The sequence below is a fragment of the Micromonospora sp. RP3T genome, assembly GCF_003027925.1.
Classification (GTDB): domain Bacteria; phylum Actinomycetota; class Actinomycetes; order Mycobacteriales; family Micromonosporaceae; genus Micromonospora.
Genome location: NZ_PYPS01000002.1, coordinates 377,862 through 392,800 on the forward strand (window position 1 = coordinate 377,862; position 14,939 = coordinate 392,800).

Here is a 14,939-nt window from a genome sequence, read left to right on the forward strand (position 1 = left end):
GCTCAGGCGGCGCCCCGGTCGACCAGGCTGAACGTGGTGTCGATCGGGGCGTCGCCCATCTCCTGGACGTAGATCTCCTTCTCGGTGTCCTCCCACTGCACCACGCCGTACTTCTCGCTGACGATCGAGTAGGAGGTGCGGCCCTTGTCGTCCTTGCCCTCCTTGGAGATGCTGAACACGGTGGCCCCGGTGGGTTCGCACTCGGCGCCGACCAGGGACGCGTACCCCTCGGGGTCGAGCTTGACGCCGAGGCACGGACGGTGCGCGATGTCCGGGTTCACCGACTTGATCATGTAGTCGACGCCGACCGGTTCGAGCACGAAGAGCGCGTCCTTGCCGGTGCCGTCGCCGACCGTCAGCTCACCGTCGAACGGCAGCGACAGGTCCCGGTCGATCTCCACCACGTGCAGCAGGAGCCGGCGCTGACCGGCCAGCATGGCCCGGGTCCGGTCGGCCGTCGCCGACGGCGACCCGCCCGGGGTGCGGGACGCGGGCGTCGCGGCGGGCGTGCCGCCGGTCGAGGGGGACGCGGACGGCGGGCCGCCAGGGGTCGGCGTGCCGCTGCCGGCGGAGCCGGTGGGCGTCGAACCGGACCGGTCGCCCACCAGGTCCGCGCCGAACAGCGCGGCCGGCACCAGCACCGCCATCACGGCCGCGCCGGCGGCCAGCCCGATGAGCCGGCGGCGCCGCGTCGTGGCCGCGCCGGCGTCCGCCGCGGCGCCCCGGTCCGTGCCGTCGGGGCCGCCTCCCGCCGCAGGGTCGGCGTTCGCTCCCGCGCCGGTGGCGGGGCCGGGACCGGCACCGGGGCCGCTCGCCGCTGCCGCGCCGGCGGGCGTCACCGGCCCGGCGGCCCGGACGGCGACCCCACCCGCCGGCGCGGCCGCGGTCAGGAGGCCGTCGAGCAGGTCCCGGGCCGAGGGCCGGTCGGCCGGATCCTTCTCCAGCGCCCGGGAGACCAGCTCCCGCAGCGGCCCGTCCAGACCGGTCAGGTCCGGCGGCTGGGTCATGATCCGCATCGCGGTGGCGGTGGCGGACTCGCCCTCGAACGGCGTCCGGCCGGTCGCGGCGAAGGCGACCACGGCGCCCCAGGCGAAGATGTCCGCGGCCGGGCCGGTGCGTTGGCCGGACGCGCTCTCGAACCGCTCCGGAGCCATGTACGCGACGGTGCCGACCATCTGGTCGGTCCGGGTGTGCTGGCTGGTGGCCTCGAACGCGCGGGCGATGCCGAAGTCGATGACCTTGATCCCGCCGGGCGCGACCAGCACGTTGGCGGGTTTCAGGTCCCGGTGGATCACGCCGGCGCCGTGGATGGCGGTGAGCGCGGTGGCCACCCCGACCGCGATGCCGTGCACGCCGGCCGTCGTCATCGGCCCCCGGTCCCGGACCACCTGCACCAGGCTGGGCCCGTCGACGTACTCCACCACCAGGTACGGCGGTTCGTGGTCCGGGTCGGCGTCCAGCACCTCGGCGGTGCAGAACGGCGGCACCTGGCGGGCCCGGTTCACCTCGCTGCGGAACCGGCCCCGGAACTCGTCGTGGTGGGACAGTTCGGCGCGGACCACCTTGACCGCTACCTGCCGGCCCTGGGGCGACCGGGCCAGGAACACGCTGCCCATGCCGCCCTCGCCGAGCCGGCCGAGCAGTTCGTAGCCACCGAGCCGGACCGGGTCACCGGGACGCAGTCCCTCGTTCACTCCGGGCCTCCGCAGGCCGCAACCGCCCCGCGAACCGACACGCCTGTCACGCAGTTCCCCTTCGGACGCCCCGATGACCGCCCGCAGCCTACCGTCCGTCCCGCGCCCGCCCGGCGTGCGGCGTCCCGTCCCCGGCGACCGGGTCCGCCCGTGATCCGGCCGCCGCCCCGTGGGGACCCGGCGGCGGCCGGATCGGCTCAGCGGTAGCCGGCGGCCACGACGTTGGCCTGGACCGCGTTCTCGGTCGCGTCCGAGGGGTAGCCGGCCACCATGGCCCCCTCGTAGAACGTGCCGACGCTCTGGTTCTTGTTGTCGATGCAGCAGTCGCCGCCGCTGCCCAGGATGATCGCGCCCTGCTTCTTCATCGGGCTGTAGCCGGGAGGCAGCGACCCGTCGTAGAGCGTGTACAGGTTGCCGGACTGGGCGTTGCTGCCCTTGATGGCGAACCGTGAGGTGCCGTTGTTCTTCAGCGTGGCGGTGACGAACTTGCTGGTGAAGGCGCGCTGGTTGGGGTTCCAGGTCTGGCTGCCGCCGGGGTAGAGGCCCCACTCCAGGTCGGCCTGGACCCAGGGGCCGCTGCCGGAGCAGCCGCCGAACCAGCAACTGGTGCCGAAGTAGATCGCGTCCATCGCGCCGGCGCCGTCGGCCCGGCGGGTGGTCTCGCTGTTGCCGTAGTCGAAGCAGCAGCCGCTGTTGACGTGCGTGCCGCTGGTGACCATGTACATGCCCTCGGGCGCGCTGCCGGTCGGGACGCCGGTCAGGTGACCGTCGCGCCAGTAGCTGCTGTTGCCGGGGATGAACAGCGAGTACGCCTTCGCGCCGCCGACCGTGATCGCCTCGCGGTTCGCCACGGCCGGTTGTACCGCGCCGCCGATGCCGCCGGAACCCTGGTAGCCGAGGTTGTTGCCCCGCGTCGTCTGGTCGTAGATCCAGGTGATGACGCAGGTGGTGTTGGCGCAGAACGAGTCCTGCGCGGCGGCGTTGGCGGGCCCGCCCGCGCTGAGCGTGGCGATGTCGCGGGTGGTGTTGTCGGAGGCGCGGCGCACCTGGTAGAGCCGCCCGCTGTAGGCGCGGAACAGCGCCCGGGTGGTGCTGTGCGCGGCGACGCAGGGGGTGCCGCCGGCCGCGTAGATGTCACACGGCCCGTCGCCGCCCGGGGGCGGGGTGCTCGGTGGCGGCGTGGTGGGTGGCGTGCTCGTCGGCGGCGTCGTCGAGGGCGGCGTGCTGACGCCGCCGGTGCAGGTGGTGCCGTTGAGCGCGAAGCTGGTGGGGGCGGGGTTGCTGCCGGTCCACGATCCGTTGAAGCCGAAGCTGGTGCTGCCGCCGGTGGGGATGGCGCCGTTGTAGGAGACGTTGGCGGCGGTGACGGCGGCGCCGGTCTGGATGATGGTGGTGTTCCAGAACTGGGTGACGGTCTGGCCGGCGCCGAACGTCCAGGTCAGTCGCCAGTTGCTGACCGGGTCGCCGAGGTTGGTGACGGTGACGTTGGCGCCGAACCCGCCGGACCAGGACGAGGAGACGGTGTAGCTGACCGCGCAGCCGGTGGCGGCCGCGGCGGGCAGTTGGGTGGCGGTGAGGCCGGCGGTGGTGAGGGTGAGTGTGGTGGCGGCGGCGATCAACGCCGCCCGGTGGCGGGGATGGTGCGTGAGTCGCACGGGGACCTCCCGGTCCGTGAGTGGCGGTGGCGACGACCGACCGAGGCGAAGTGAGCGCTCACATATGGCGCATGAGGTGAGCCTCGCGCGGGGGAGTGGCCGGTTGTCGACCCCTGCCGTTCCTCGGTCAACCGTCCCGAGCAGCGCCGGCCTGCCCTGGACCGGCGGCGGTGCGAAGTGCTGAGCTCCCGGTGCGCTCGCCAAGAGGCACCTGTCAATGTTTTCGTTAACATCAACGGTCTGTCAATGGGCGGAACCGTTCCGACCGGCCGTCAGCGCGGCGTCGAGGCCGGCGGCGGCCAGCCGGCCGGAATCCGCTCCAGCACCCCACCGGCGAAGACCTCCCGCAGGCCGAGCGGCTTGAGGTGGACGTATCCGATGTGGCAGTCGCAGACCGCGGTCTCGCACCCACGGGGCTTCAACGCGGCCCGCCACGAGCCGTCGTAGAGGTTGCCGATCGGGGTGGGGATGAAGTGGCACCGGCGGACCGTGCCGTCGCCCCGCACCGAGACGGCGGTCTCCCCGGCGTGGCACGGCCGGCCGAGCGACAGGTGCGGCCGGACGCTGTAGCCGAAGTGCGGGTCCAGCGCCGTCCAGGCCGCCTCCTCCTCGGCGTCGTAACGGCGACCCTCGGCCGCGTTGACCCACAGGTAGACGGCCGGCGGCAACGCCGCCCGCAGCGCCCGCGCCTCGTCGAGGTGTTCGGGCAGGCCGACCACCCCCACCGAGTACCGGACGCCCAGCTCGGTCAGGCGCGCGCAGCGGCCCAGGAACCGCGCCCGCTCGACCTGCCCCGGGTGGTAGGTCGTCCAGAGCGCGGCCGAGCCGGGGTCGGCGTCGGCCAGCCAGTCGACGCGGGCGGCGAGATTGGTCTGCACCACCACGCGGTCCACGTGCGGCAGGTGCGACAGCGACACCATCGCGTCCCGGTACCAGCGCCGGGTCAGCGCCTCGCCCCACGGCGTGAACAGCACCGACAGCCGCACGTCGGTGGTCGCCGCGACCCAGCCGGTGAACCGGGCAAGCGCCGCCCGGTCGGCGCGCAGCAGCTCCGGCGGGTCCTGCCGCTTGGCGAACGGACAGTAGGGACAGTCGTAGTTGCAGCTCGCCAGCGGACCGCGGTAGAGGATCGACAGCGTCATCGCAACGCGTACCCGGTCATCGCGTGCCGGACCTCGGCGGAGGTCAACCACGGGCCGACGGCGTCGGAGCGGGCCAGCCCGGCCGCGGTGAGCCGCAGCCCGCCGTCGGTGGCCCAGCCCCGCTCGACGAGCCGGCCGAGCTGCGGGAAGTCGTCGACCGGCAGCCGCCCGAAACGGGCCCGGTAGGCGTCCGCGTCCACGCCGTCGGCGCGCAGCAGCGACGTGAGCAGCCAGCGGCGCCGCTGCTCCGCGTCGTCCAGCCGGAAACCGAACTCGGCGTACGCGAAGTCGTCGGCCTGACGGCCGAGGTAGTCGTCGAGCACCGCGCGCACCTGCGTCACGCTCACCGCGTAGTCGAAGGAGTAGTGCAACGCGGTGGTGTAGGAGCGGGCGCCGCAACCCAGCCCGACCATGCCGTCGTCCTGGCAGCAGTACCCCGGACCGTCGACCGCCGGCGCGTCGGCCCGGCGGAACTGGCGCATCGACTCCTGTCGGTAACCGGCCGCGCCGAGCGTCTCCACCGCCTGCCGGTAGAGCGCGAGGCGCTGGGCGTCCCAGTCGGCGCGGGCGTGCGCCCGCCGCCCGAGCCCGGTCAGCGGCCGGACGTAGAGCGGATAGAGGAACAGCTCCTCCGGCCGCCAGGCCAGCGCCGCGTCCAGGCTCTGCCGCCACGTGTCGGCGGTCTGCCCGTCGATGCCGTAGATCAGGTCGATGTTCAGCGTCGGGATCCGCGCGTCCCGGATCGCGGCCAGCGCGGCCTCCACCTCGGCGCGGCGTTGCGGCCGGCCGGCGGCGCGGGCCTCCACGTCGAGGAAGCTCTGCACGCCGATGCTCACCCGGGTGGTGCCGTGCGCGGCGAGCACCGCGAGCCGGTCCGGCGTCGCGGTCGCCGGCGAGGTCTCCACCGACAGCGGTACGCCCGGCAGGCGCGCGCCGAGCGTCTCGGTGGCGACGGCGAACAGCGCGGTCAGCTCGTCGGCGGTGAGGTAGGTCGGGGTGCCGCCGCCGAACGCGGCGCGGGCGAACCCGGCGTCCGCGCCGAGCGCCTCGGCGACCCGCCCGGCCTGCCGGCGCACCTGACGTAGGTATGCGGTGACCTGCTCGGCCGGTGCGTTGGCGCGGGTGAACAGGTTGCAGAAGCCGCACCGCATCTCGCAGAACGGCACGTGCAGGTAGAGGAAGAGCGCGTCCCGCGCCTCGGCGCGCCACACGTCGGCCAGCCGGGGCCGGGGCCGCAGCGCCCGGTAGGAGGTCTTGTGCGGGTACGCGTAGAGATACTGCTGGTAGGCGGAGCCGTCGAGGCTCGGTTCGGTGCTGGTCACCATTCTCCCGGGTGCAGGGTGAAGTCGGCATAGGGGACGGTCCACACCACGTCGTGGCCGATCCGGTGGCCGGTGTGGCCGTCTTCCCCGTAGGCGGTGCCGTGATCGGAGCAGATGATCGTGAACACCGGCCGGCCCCGACCGGTGACCAGCCGGAACAGCCGGTCGATCCGGCCGTCGACGTACTCCAGCGCGGCGGCGTGGCTGGCCCGGCTGTCGGTCTCGGCGCCGGGCAGGTGGTGCCGGTTCGGCTGGTGCAGCGCGGCGACGTTGAGGAAGGTGAACAACGGCCGGGCCGCCGGCACCCGAGCCAGCACCTCGGCCAGCCGGTCGAGTTGGGCGTCCAGGCAGGTGGGGGACGTGACGCCGAACTCCGGCTCCCAGTGCGCCTCGGCGAACAGGCCGGGCAGCACCGCGCCGAGCGGGGTACGCCGGTTGAAGAAACCGACCCCGCCCAGGCAGAGCGTGTGGTAGCCGACCGCGGCGAGCGCGGTGGGCAGGTCCGGGGCGTCGAACACCCAGGTGTCCGCGCCGGCCGTCTCGCTGCCCGGGAACGCCGCCGCGAACCGCCGCTCGTGCGGCCCCGGCGTGGTCGGCGTGGGCAGGAAGCCGGCGAAGAACGCGTGGTGGGCGGCGTAGGTGAAGCTGGCAGGGGAGTGCCGGCGCTCCCACCGGCCGCCCGGCAGCGCCCGGGCCAGCCGTGGCGTCCGCCCCGTCGCGACCAGCTCGGCGGCCACGTCGTGGCGCAACGTGTCCAGCGTGACCAGGAGCAGGTCGTGGCTGCCGATCAGGCCGCGCATGCGGCCACCCCCGCCCGCCACCGCCGCCACCGGCCGCTGGTCAGCGCGTGCACCTGTTCGGCGTAGCCGTCCCGGCCGTCGGTCAGCACGCCGGGCAGCAGGTCGCCGAACGCGTTCACCTCGGCGACCGCGTGCCGGCGCCACCCGGTCAGGAACATCAGGTCGACGCCGACGTGCAGCGAGCCGGCGAAGCAGGCGGCGACGCGCTCGCAGGTCTCCATCGCCGCCGACCAGCCCGCCGGGCCGGCCGCGGCGCGCAGCTCGGCCAGGTCGCCCCGGGCGTTGCCGAGGTGCAGGTTGGTCAGTGGACCCCGGGCGGCGCGCACCACCGCGTGCGTCGGCCGGCCGGCGACCACCAGCACCCGCACGTCGACCACCCGGTCCCGCAGGCCGGCCTTGGGCAGCCACCGTTCGACGTGCAGGCCGTCCGGGGCCAGCCGGTCGACGATCGCGGCGATCGTCGCCTCGTCGGTGTGCCGGCGGACCCGCAGCGAGTTGAACAACCCGTCCGGGGTGGGCTCGACGGTGGTGTCGGCCCGCACGCCGCGCGGACCGACCGCGAGCGCGAGCACCCCGGCGGCGGACGACCCGTGCGCCGGCTTGACGAACACCCGCCCCCACCCGGCCGCCGCCATCGCCTCGCGCAGCGCGGCATAACCGTCGACCGGCGGCAGCGCGCCGGGCACCGGCACGCCGGCTGCCGACAGCACCGCGTGGCAGCGCCGCTTGTCGCAGAGCACCGCGACGTCCGCCGGCGGGTTCAGCAGCTCCGCGCCGCCGGCCGCGACCCGGTCGAGCCCGGCCACCAGGCCGGCGTACGCGTCGGCGAGGCCGATCAGCTCGCCGTGCCGGGCGACGGTGGCCGACCGTCGCAGGAGCCGGTCGACGTGCGGATCCTCTCCCGGGGAGTCGACCCGCACCAGTGCGCCGGCCGGCGGCGGGACGGCCCCGGTCAGCACGTCCGCCCAGGGCAGGACGGCGGGGGCGGGCAGCCCCGCGGCGCGCACCGCGCGGGTGAACAGCGCCACCCGGCGGTTCGCGGGATTGCCCACCACGGTCAGTCGCATGTCAGCACGCCACCGCCACCGGTCACTCCCCGACCGCGGTGTAGTAGTAGTCCCGGCCGTCGTACGTGTCGGCGGTCCGCGGGTCGGAGACGTCGACCTCGACGCCGGGCAGCGCGGCGACCACCGACGCGGCCACCTCCTCGGACAGGTAGTGGTGGTGCAGGTCGAGCCGGCGCAGGTGGGTCAGCGGCTGCCCGGCCAGCAGCGCCGTCGCGCCGGCGTCGCCGAGCACGCCCATGGACAGGTCGAGGACCTCCAGCCGGCCGACGACCGGCGCGTCGGCGACCGCCGCGGCGATCGCGTCGGCGTGCTCCGCGTTGCAGAGCGCGAGGTGCCGTATCGCCGGCAGCCGGTCGCCGGCCAGCACCGCGGCCAGGTCGTCCACGGTGGCGTCGCCGCCGTAGTCGGCGACGCCGAGCCACAGGTCCAGCCGGTGCAGCGCCGGCAGGTCGCACGCCGCGACCGCGCGCACCACCTCCGCCGGCAGGCCGCCGGACTCGATCCGCAGCTCGCGCAGCGCGGTGTGCCGGACCGGCTCCAGCCGCAGCCCCTGCGCGCCGCGGATCCACAGCACCTCCAGCGCCGGACACGCGGCCAGCAACGGCGTGACGTCGCCGTGGGTCAGCCAGGAGATCTCGCACTGCTCGCCGACCAGGTCGGCCAGGAACACCGCCCGCAGCCCGGTCCACTTCGACGCGGCGTCGACCAGCAGGTCCACCGGCAGCGGGCGCTCGTACGCCTCGCCCCACTCGCCCACCACCACGGCGCGTACCGCCTCGGCCGGCACCTCGTCGAGCAGGGCGCGGACCAGGCCGGCGAACTCGGGCGGGTCGGCGTCGAACTCCTCGACCTCCAACCGCCAGGCCACGGCGGACGGATCCGCCGGCAGCGCCATTCCCGGTGTGAACGGCAGGACCGGCAACCCGGCGAACGACGAGACGTGCGAATTGATCACACCAACCTCCGGTGCGGCAGCGGCAAGGGCGGCGGAACCGTAACAGGCGGCCCCGACACGACCCGGGGCGGTGGACTCCTGCCGTGCGCAATATCCGGACAGGTGTGCGGTAGGTCATCGTCGAGTTGCTTTCCGTCATGGACAGTCGTCTGTCGGTCGCCTAGCCTCCCGGTGGGGGGAGGCACCCATGGCCGCTGCCGTGGACCCGGTCCGGATCAGGGTGCTGGGCCCGGTCGCCGCGCTCCGCGGCCCGGTGGAGATCCCGTTGGGTCCCGCCCGGCAACGTGCGGTCCTGGGCTACCTCGCCCTGCACCCCCGGCAGCCGGTCCTGCTGGGCGCGCTCACCGAGGCGCTCTGGGGCGACGACGCGCCGGACAGCGGCGCACACCTCATCCGGACGTACGTCGCCCGGCTGCGCCAGGTGCTGGAGCCCGACACCGCGCCCCGGGCCCGCACCAACGTCATCGCGTCGGTGCCCGGCGGCTACCGGCTCGACGTCCCCCCGGAGGACGTCGACGCGTGCCTGTTCCGGACGCTGCTCGGCCGGGCCCGCAGCCGGTGGGCGGCCGGCGCGCCCGACGACGCGTTCGAACTGCTCGCCACCGCGCTGGACCTGTGGCGGGACCCGACGCTCACCCACCTCACCGGCCTGCTGGCCGGTCCGCGGCACGTCACCGCGCTGCGCGCCGCCTGGGTCGACGCCGGCCTGCTGTACGCCTCGGTGGCGGTCGACCTGGGCCAGACCTCGCAGGTGGTGCCGGTGGTCGAGCGGCTCGCCGCCGCCGAGCCGTTGCAGGAGGCGGTGCAGGCCCGCTACCTGGAGGTGCTCGCGGGCAGCGGCCAACGCGCCGCCGCGGTGCACCACTACCTCGACGTCCGGGCCCGGCTCCGCGCCGAGCTGGGTGTGGAGCCCGGGCCGGAACTGCGCCGCATCCACGCCGCGTTGCTGCGCGCCGGCGACGCACCGGCCCTGGCGGCGTCCGGCGCCCCGGCCCGGTCGCGGACCGCCCGGCCGCCCGGTTGGCGCGGGCCGGGGCCGGCCGTCGGAACGCTGATCGGCCGGGACGCCGAGGTCGCGCACTGCGCCACGCTGCTGGTGGCGCACCGGCACGTGACCATCGTCGGCCCGGCCGGCTGCGGCAAGTCCGCCACCGGCCTGGCGGTCGCCGAACGGGTCGCCGCCGTGTTCCCGGACGGCGTCGCCGCCGTGGACGCGGCCGAGGCCCCGGACTGCGGGGCGGTGCTGCGCCTGCTCGCCGGGACGCTGGGGCTGGCGGCCACCGCCGATCCGCTGCGCGTCGTCGGGGAGCGTCGGATGCTGCTGGTGCTCAACGACGTCGAGCACCTGGCCGGGCGCGCCGCGGAGATGATCGAGTACGCGCGGCGCCGCTGCCCCCGCACGGCCGTGCTGGTCACCTCCCGCCGCCGGCCCGGGCCGGCCCGCGAGACGGTGTTCCGGCTCGGCCCGCTACCGGTACCCGGGCCGGCGGACGCGGACACGCTGGCCGCGAATCCGGCGGTGCGCCTCTTCGTCGACCGGGCCCGGCTGGTCCGACCCGGTTTCCGCCTGTCACCGGCCGACGCTCCGACGGTGGCCCGGATCTGCCGCGAGCTGGACGGGCTGCCGCTGGCCCTGGAACTCGCCGCCGCCTGCCTCTACACCGACAGTCTCGACGGCGTGCTCCGCCGGGTCGCCGACCCGCTCCACCTGCTGCGACCGCGGCGGCGGGGACACCCGCGGCACCACCGGTCGCTCACCTCGGCGCTACGGCGCAGCCTGGCCCCGCTGCGCCCGGCCGACCGGGCGTGCCTGGCCCGGTTGGCCCGGGGAGAGCTGCGCTTCTCCCTGGACGACGCGGTCGCGCGCTGCGCCGGCATCGTCCCGGACGGCGAGGTGCGCGACGTGCTCGACCGGTTGGCCGACGAGTGCCTGCTGGAGCCGGACGGCGCACGCTACCGGCTGCTGCGCACCGTGGCGGTGGCCGCAGCCGGTGAGCGCGACGGGGACGACGGTCAGGCGTTCCAGGGCATGGTCGGGAACCAGCCGTAGCCGAACTTGGCGGGCAGCCGCACGTCCCAGTAGAAGACCAGGAACGCGCCGAGCACCAGCAGCGCGACGCCGACCAGCAGGCCGGCCCGGCCGGGCCGGGACAACCACCGCTGTACGCCGCCGCGCGTGCCCAGCACCAGTAGCAGCGCCAGCACGACCATCACCAGGATGTTGCCCAGCGACTGGAGGACGAGCGCCAGCGCGCCGTAGAACGGGTTGTGACTGTCCACCGCCTGCTCCAGCAGCTTGTGGAACAGCGGATACGGCCGCCCGACCAGGAAGCCGCCGACCAGGGCGCCGAGCGTCACCAGGCGGGCCGTGGGCCGGTTGGCGAACGGGTCGGGGAGCAGCCCCAGCGCCGCCAGGCCGAGCGCGGCGAACGCCAGCCCGATCAGCCCGAACACCACTGACGCCTGCACCAGCCGGACCGGGAAGCCGGCGCCGACGGTGGCCGTGGAGAGCTGGGGGAGCCGGGACCCGATCAGCACGGCCACGAAGCCGTACACCGCGGCCACCGACACCAGCCCGAGCGCCAGCCAGCCCAGCGGCGCCAGCACGGCGGCGACGCGCCCCCGGCGCGACCCGTCGGCCCGGCCGGCGACGTCCGGCAGCGCGCCGAACACGGCGATGTTGCAGGCGGTGAACGTGCCGGCGAAGCCGGAGACGAAGGCGAACAGGGCGCCGGCCGCGGACCCGCCGATCACGGTCTGCTTGGCGTCGGTGCCGAGCACGGAGTTGGCGACGGAGTCACCGATCACGTGGTCGACCAGCTCGAACGACCAGAGCATGGCGAGCAGCAGGCCCCCGGCCACGGCCACCAGCGCGGCGATCGGGCGGCGGTCCCGGGTGAGTGGGCGGTTGGCGGTGGGTCTGGCGAGCGTGGTCATCGACGATCCTCCCCTGGTTCGCGTCCGGGGCGAGCGTTCCGCGCCGGGCCGGCAAACACGAAGAAGCGTCGCACGAGCGGTATGCAGCATTCTTGACGCGCAGACAGGGAACGGTCAGGGAGGGAAGCACCGGTCCGTGGGACGTGACTTCTCCGTCACCGTGCTCGGCGCGGTCCGGGTCCACGACGGCGGCACGCCGGTGGCGCTCGGTCCGGCGAAGCAGCGCGCGTTGCTGGCGTTGCTGGCCCTGCACGTCGGGGAGAACCTCCCGATCGAGACGCTCGCCCGGTCGCTGTGGGGCGACCGTCCGCCGCCCAGCGGGAGCCGTCTCCTGCACACCTACGTGGCGCGGTTGCGGCGCGCGTTGGAGCCGGCGTCGCCCCGGCACGCCCGTACCAACGTGATCGTCTCCGCACCCCGGGCGTACCGCCTCCAGCTCCACCCGGACCAGGTCGACCTGCCCCGGTTCCGGCGGCTCACCGAGGCGGCCCGCGTCCTGGCGCGCCGAGCCCACCGGACGACCGCGTTCGCGCTGCTGACCGCCGCGGTCGCCGGCTGGTCCGATCCCGACCTGACCGACCTGCGCGCGTTGCTGCCGGGGTCGGAGACGGTCGCCGCGCTCCGCCGGGAGTGGGTCAACGCCGGACTCGGTCTGGTCCGTCTCGGTCTGGACCTCGACCGGCCGGACGAGGTGCTGGCCGTCGCGGCACGGCTCGCCGCCGCCGAGCCGCTGCACGAGGCCGTGCAGGCCGGGTACGTCAGCGTGTTGGCGCGGACCGGCCGGCGGGCGACCGCCCGGGACCGGCTCGCCGAGATCACCGCCCGGCTCACCGCCGAACTGGGCATCGAGCCCGGTCCGGAACTGGCCGTCGCCGGCCGTGAGCTGCGACGCGGTCGCGTGCCGCGCCGACCCCGGACGCCCCCGCCGGCCCGCGACGCGGCCCGCGGGGGGCCGTCCGAACCGGACCCGGCCCCGGACGACGCGGACCTGATCGGCCGGGAGGCCGACCTCGCCGCGTTGTCCGACCTGCTCGCCGAGCAGCGGGTGGTCACCGTGGCCGGGCCGGCGGGCGGAGGCAAGTCGGCGCTCGCCGCCGCCGTCGCGCGGCGGGTCGGCGAGGGGTACGCCGACGCCGTCGTCACCGTCGACCTCGCCGCCGCCCGCACCCCGGCCGACGCGCTGCGGGCGGTCCGTCGCCGCGTCCGCCGGACCGGCCCGGACCCGGCACCCGTGGCCCGGCTGCTGGCGGACCGGCACCTGCTGCTGGTGCTGGACAACATCGACCGGCTCACCGACACCTGCGCCGGCCTGGTGCACGACGTGGTGCGGGCCGGGCGCCGGGTCACCGTGCTGGTCACCTCGCGTGAGCCGCTCGGCCTGCCCTACGAGTCGGTGTGGCGCCTGCCGCCGTTGCCGGCGCTGACCACCGGCCCGGACGGGGTACGCGGCATGCCCGCCGTGCAACTGTTCGCCCGCCGGGCCGCCCGGGCCCGACCCGGCTTCGAGCTGGGGGTCGAGGAGATCGGCACGGTGGCCACCATCTGCGGCCTGGTCGACCGGCTGCCGCTCGCCGTCGAGCTGGCCGCCGAACGGATGGCCGACCGGACCCCGGACGAGCTGCTGCGCCACCTGGACAACCCGCTCGCCACCCTGGAGCCGCCCCGACGGCCCGGGCAGCCGGCGTCCGGGCGGTCGCTGTCCGCCGCGCTGCACCGCAGCCTCGACTGCCTGACGCCGGCCGAGCGCTGGTGCTTCGTCCGCCTCGGTGGCCTGCCCCGGCTCTTCGGCCTGGACGAGGTGGACCGGGTCTGCGGCGTCGCGTCCCGGTGGCGACCGGGCACCCGGGTGGTGCTCGACGGGCTGGTGGCGAAGTCGTTGTTGACGGCTCGGCACGACGCGGCGCGTCCCCGGTACACGATGCTGCGCACCGTGCACCGGTTCGCCGCCCGGCTGCTCGCCGCCGAGCCGGGCCGGTCCGGCGCCGTGCCGGCGTCCTCGGGCGGGGCGGGCTGACCGGCGCCGGCCGCAGCCGGCTGTCTCCCGCGTCTTGACGTGCCGCATGTTATCGCTCACAGTCGATGGCAGGGCACAGGCACCGCAAGGCTCACCGGGCGAGCCGCGCTGGCCGGACCCTCGGCACCGCCGTCGAGGCGGGACGAGGCGTCGCACCACCACCGCTGCAACCCGGAAGAGGAATCCGCATGAGACCCATGAGAGCCCTGCTGTCCACCAGCCTGTTGGCCGGCGCGCTAGCCGCCGGCATGGCGGTGGCGCTGGCGCCCCACGCCAGCGCCGGCACCACCCTGGGCGCGTCGGCGGCCGAGAAGGGCCGCTACTTCGGCGCCGCGGTCGCCACCGGCAAACTGTCCGACAACACGTACGTGACGGTGCTGAACCGCGAGTTCAACTCCGTGGTGGCCGAGAACGAGATGAAGTGGGACGCCACCGAGCCCCAGCAGGGGCGGTTCAGCTACACCGGTGGTGACCGGCTGGTCAGTCACGCCCGGGCCAACGGGATGAGCGTGCGCGGCCACGCCCTGCTCTGGCACGCCCAGCAGCCGAGCTGGGCGCAGGGCCTGTCCGGCACCGCGCTGCGCAACGCCGCGATCAACCACGTCACCCAGGTCGCCACGCACTTCCGTGGCCAGATCTACGCCTGGGACGTGGTGAACGAGGCGTTCGCCGACGGTGGCAGCGGTGGGCGCCGCGACTCCAACCTCCAGCGCACCGGCAACGACTGGATCGAGGCGGCCTTCCGGGCCGCGCGGGCCGCCGACCCGGGCGCGAAGCTCTGCTACAACGACTACAACACCGACGGGGTCAACGCGAAGTCGACGGGCGTCTACAACATGGTGCGGGACTTCAAGTCCCGGGGCGTGCCGATCGACTGCGTCGGCTTCCAGTCGCACCTGGGCACCACGATCCCGGGCGACTACCAGGCCAACCTCCAGCGCTTCGCCGACCTCGGCGTGGACGTGCAGATCACCGAGCTGGACGTGATGACCGGCGGCAACCAGGCGAACATCTTCGGCACTGTCACCCGGTCCTGCATGGCGGTGTCGCGCTGCACCGGCATCACGGTGTGGGGCGTGCGGGACTGCGACTCGTGGCGGGGCTCGGACAACGCGCTGCTCTTCGACTGCGCCGGCAACAAGAAGGCCGCCTACACGTCGGTGCTGAACGCGCTCAACGCCGGTGGTTCCAACACCCCGCCGCCGACCACGCCGGGCAACCCGACCACGCCGCCGCCGAGTCCGACGACGCCGGCGCCGCCGGTGCCGGGTGCGTGTTCGGCGTCGGTGTCGCTGAACTCGTGGACCGGTGGGTTCGTGGCGACGGTGAAGGTGACGGCGGGTTCGGCTGGTA

At 75.0% G+C, this 14,939-nt stretch carries 11 protein-coding genes; 3 read left to right on the plus strand and 8 right to left on the minus strand.

Going from position 1 to position 14,939, the window contains the following annotated elements:
* Positions 1 to 2: 2 nt before the first annotated feature.
* From C8054_RS03475 to C8054_RS03505, 7 genes are all read right to left on the minus strand, one after another.
* Entirely contained in the window at positions 3 to 1,694 is a 1,692-nt protein-coding gene (locus C8054_RS03475) for a serine/threonine-protein kinase (protein ID WP_107155204.1), read from the minus strand.
* Between the two features lie 197 nt (positions 1,695 to 1,891).
* Positions 1,892 to 3,349 (minus strand): arabinofuranosidase catalytic domain-containing protein, encoded by a 1,458-nt coding sequence (locus C8054_RS03480; RefSeq protein WP_107155205.1) that lies wholly within the window; start codon positions 3,347 to 3,349, stop codon positions 1,892 to 1,894.
* Between the two features lie 272 nt (positions 3,350 to 3,621).
* Positions 3,622 to 4,491, minus strand: coding sequence for an STM4011 family radical SAM protein (locus tag C8054_RS03485; RefSeq protein WP_107155206.1), 870 nt, complete (start codon positions 4,489 to 4,491; stop codon positions 3,622 to 3,624).
* Positions 4,488 to 5,813 carry an STM4012 family radical SAM protein gene (locus C8054_RS03490; RefSeq protein ID WP_233219472.1) on the minus strand — a complete coding sequence of 442 codons (1,326 nt, stop codon included), beginning with the start codon at positions 5,811 to 5,813 and terminating at the stop codon, positions 4,488 to 4,490. The genes C8054_RS03485 and C8054_RS03490 overlap by 4 nt, the downstream gene beginning before the upstream one ends.
* Positions 5,810 to 6,613, minus strand: a complete 804-nt coding sequence (locus tag C8054_RS03495) for an STM4013/SEN3800 family hydrolase (protein ID WP_107155253.1) — start codon at positions 6,611 to 6,613, stop codon at positions 5,810 to 5,812. The genes C8054_RS03490 and C8054_RS03495 overlap by 4 nt, the downstream gene beginning before the upstream one ends.
* Positions 6,601 to 7,680: an STM4014 family protein gene (locus tag C8054_RS03500; RefSeq protein ID WP_107155208.1), complete on the minus strand. Its 1,080-nt coding sequence runs from the start codon at positions 7,678 to 7,680 to the stop codon at positions 6,601 to 6,603. The genes C8054_RS03495 and C8054_RS03500 overlap by 13 nt, the downstream gene beginning before the upstream one ends.
* Before the next feature lie 22 nt (positions 7,681 to 7,702).
* Positions 7,703 to 8,635, minus strand: coding sequence for an STM4015 family protein (locus C8054_RS03505; RefSeq protein WP_107155209.1), 933 nt, complete (start codon positions 8,633 to 8,635; stop codon positions 7,703 to 7,705).
* Between the two features lie 187 nt (positions 8,636 to 8,822).
* On the opposite strand from C8054_RS03505, the gene C8054_RS03510 reads away from it, so the two are divergent.
* Positions 8,823 to 10,685, plus strand: a complete 1,863-nt coding sequence (locus tag C8054_RS03510; RefSeq protein ID WP_107155210.1) for a BTAD domain-containing putative transcriptional regulator — start codon at positions 8,823 to 8,825, stop codon at positions 10,683 to 10,685.
* Here the strand turns inward: C8054_RS03510 and C8054_RS03515 are convergent.
* Positions 10,649 to 11,572, minus strand: coding sequence for a hypothetical protein (locus C8054_RS03515; RefSeq protein WP_107155211.1), 924 nt, complete (start codon positions 11,570 to 11,572; stop codon positions 10,649 to 10,651). The genes C8054_RS03510 and C8054_RS03515 overlap by 37 nt on opposite strands.
* 136 nt (positions 11,573 to 11,708) lie before the next feature.
* Here C8054_RS03515 and C8054_RS03520 point away from each other — a divergent pair, with 136 nt between their 5' ends.
* Positions 11,709 to 13,586 carry a BTAD domain-containing putative transcriptional regulator gene (locus C8054_RS03520; protein ID WP_158273794.1) on the plus strand — a complete coding sequence of 626 codons (1,878 nt, stop codon included), beginning with the start codon at positions 11,709 to 11,711 and terminating at the stop codon, positions 13,584 to 13,586.
* Between the two features lie 188 nt (positions 13,587 to 13,774).
* Positions 13,775 to 14,939: endo-1,4-beta-xylanase (locus tag C8054_RS03525; protein ID WP_107155254.1), on the plus strand; the 1,165-nt coding region annotated here is incomplete at its 3' end.

Coding starts and splice junctions, on each gene's coding strand:
- C8054_RS03485 (WP_107155206.1), bottom strand. CDS start 4,491: ATGACGCTGTCGATCCTCTACCGCGGTCCGCTGGCGAGCTGCAACTAC.
- C8054_RS03495 (WP_107155253.1), bottom strand. CDS start 6,613: ATGCGCGGCCTGATCGGCAGCCACGACCTGCTCCTGGTCACGCTGGAC.
- C8054_RS03500 (WP_107155208.1), bottom strand. CDS start 7,680: ATGCGACTGACCGTGGTGGGCAATCCCGCGAACCGCCGGGTGGCGCTG.
- C8054_RS03510 (WP_107155210.1), top strand. CDS start 8,823: ATGGCCGCTGCCGTGGACCCGGTCCGGATCAGGGTGCTGGGCCCGGTC.
- C8054_RS03515 (WP_107155211.1), bottom strand. CDS start 11,572: ATGACCACGCTCGCCAGACCCACCGCCAACCGCCCACTCACCCGGGAC.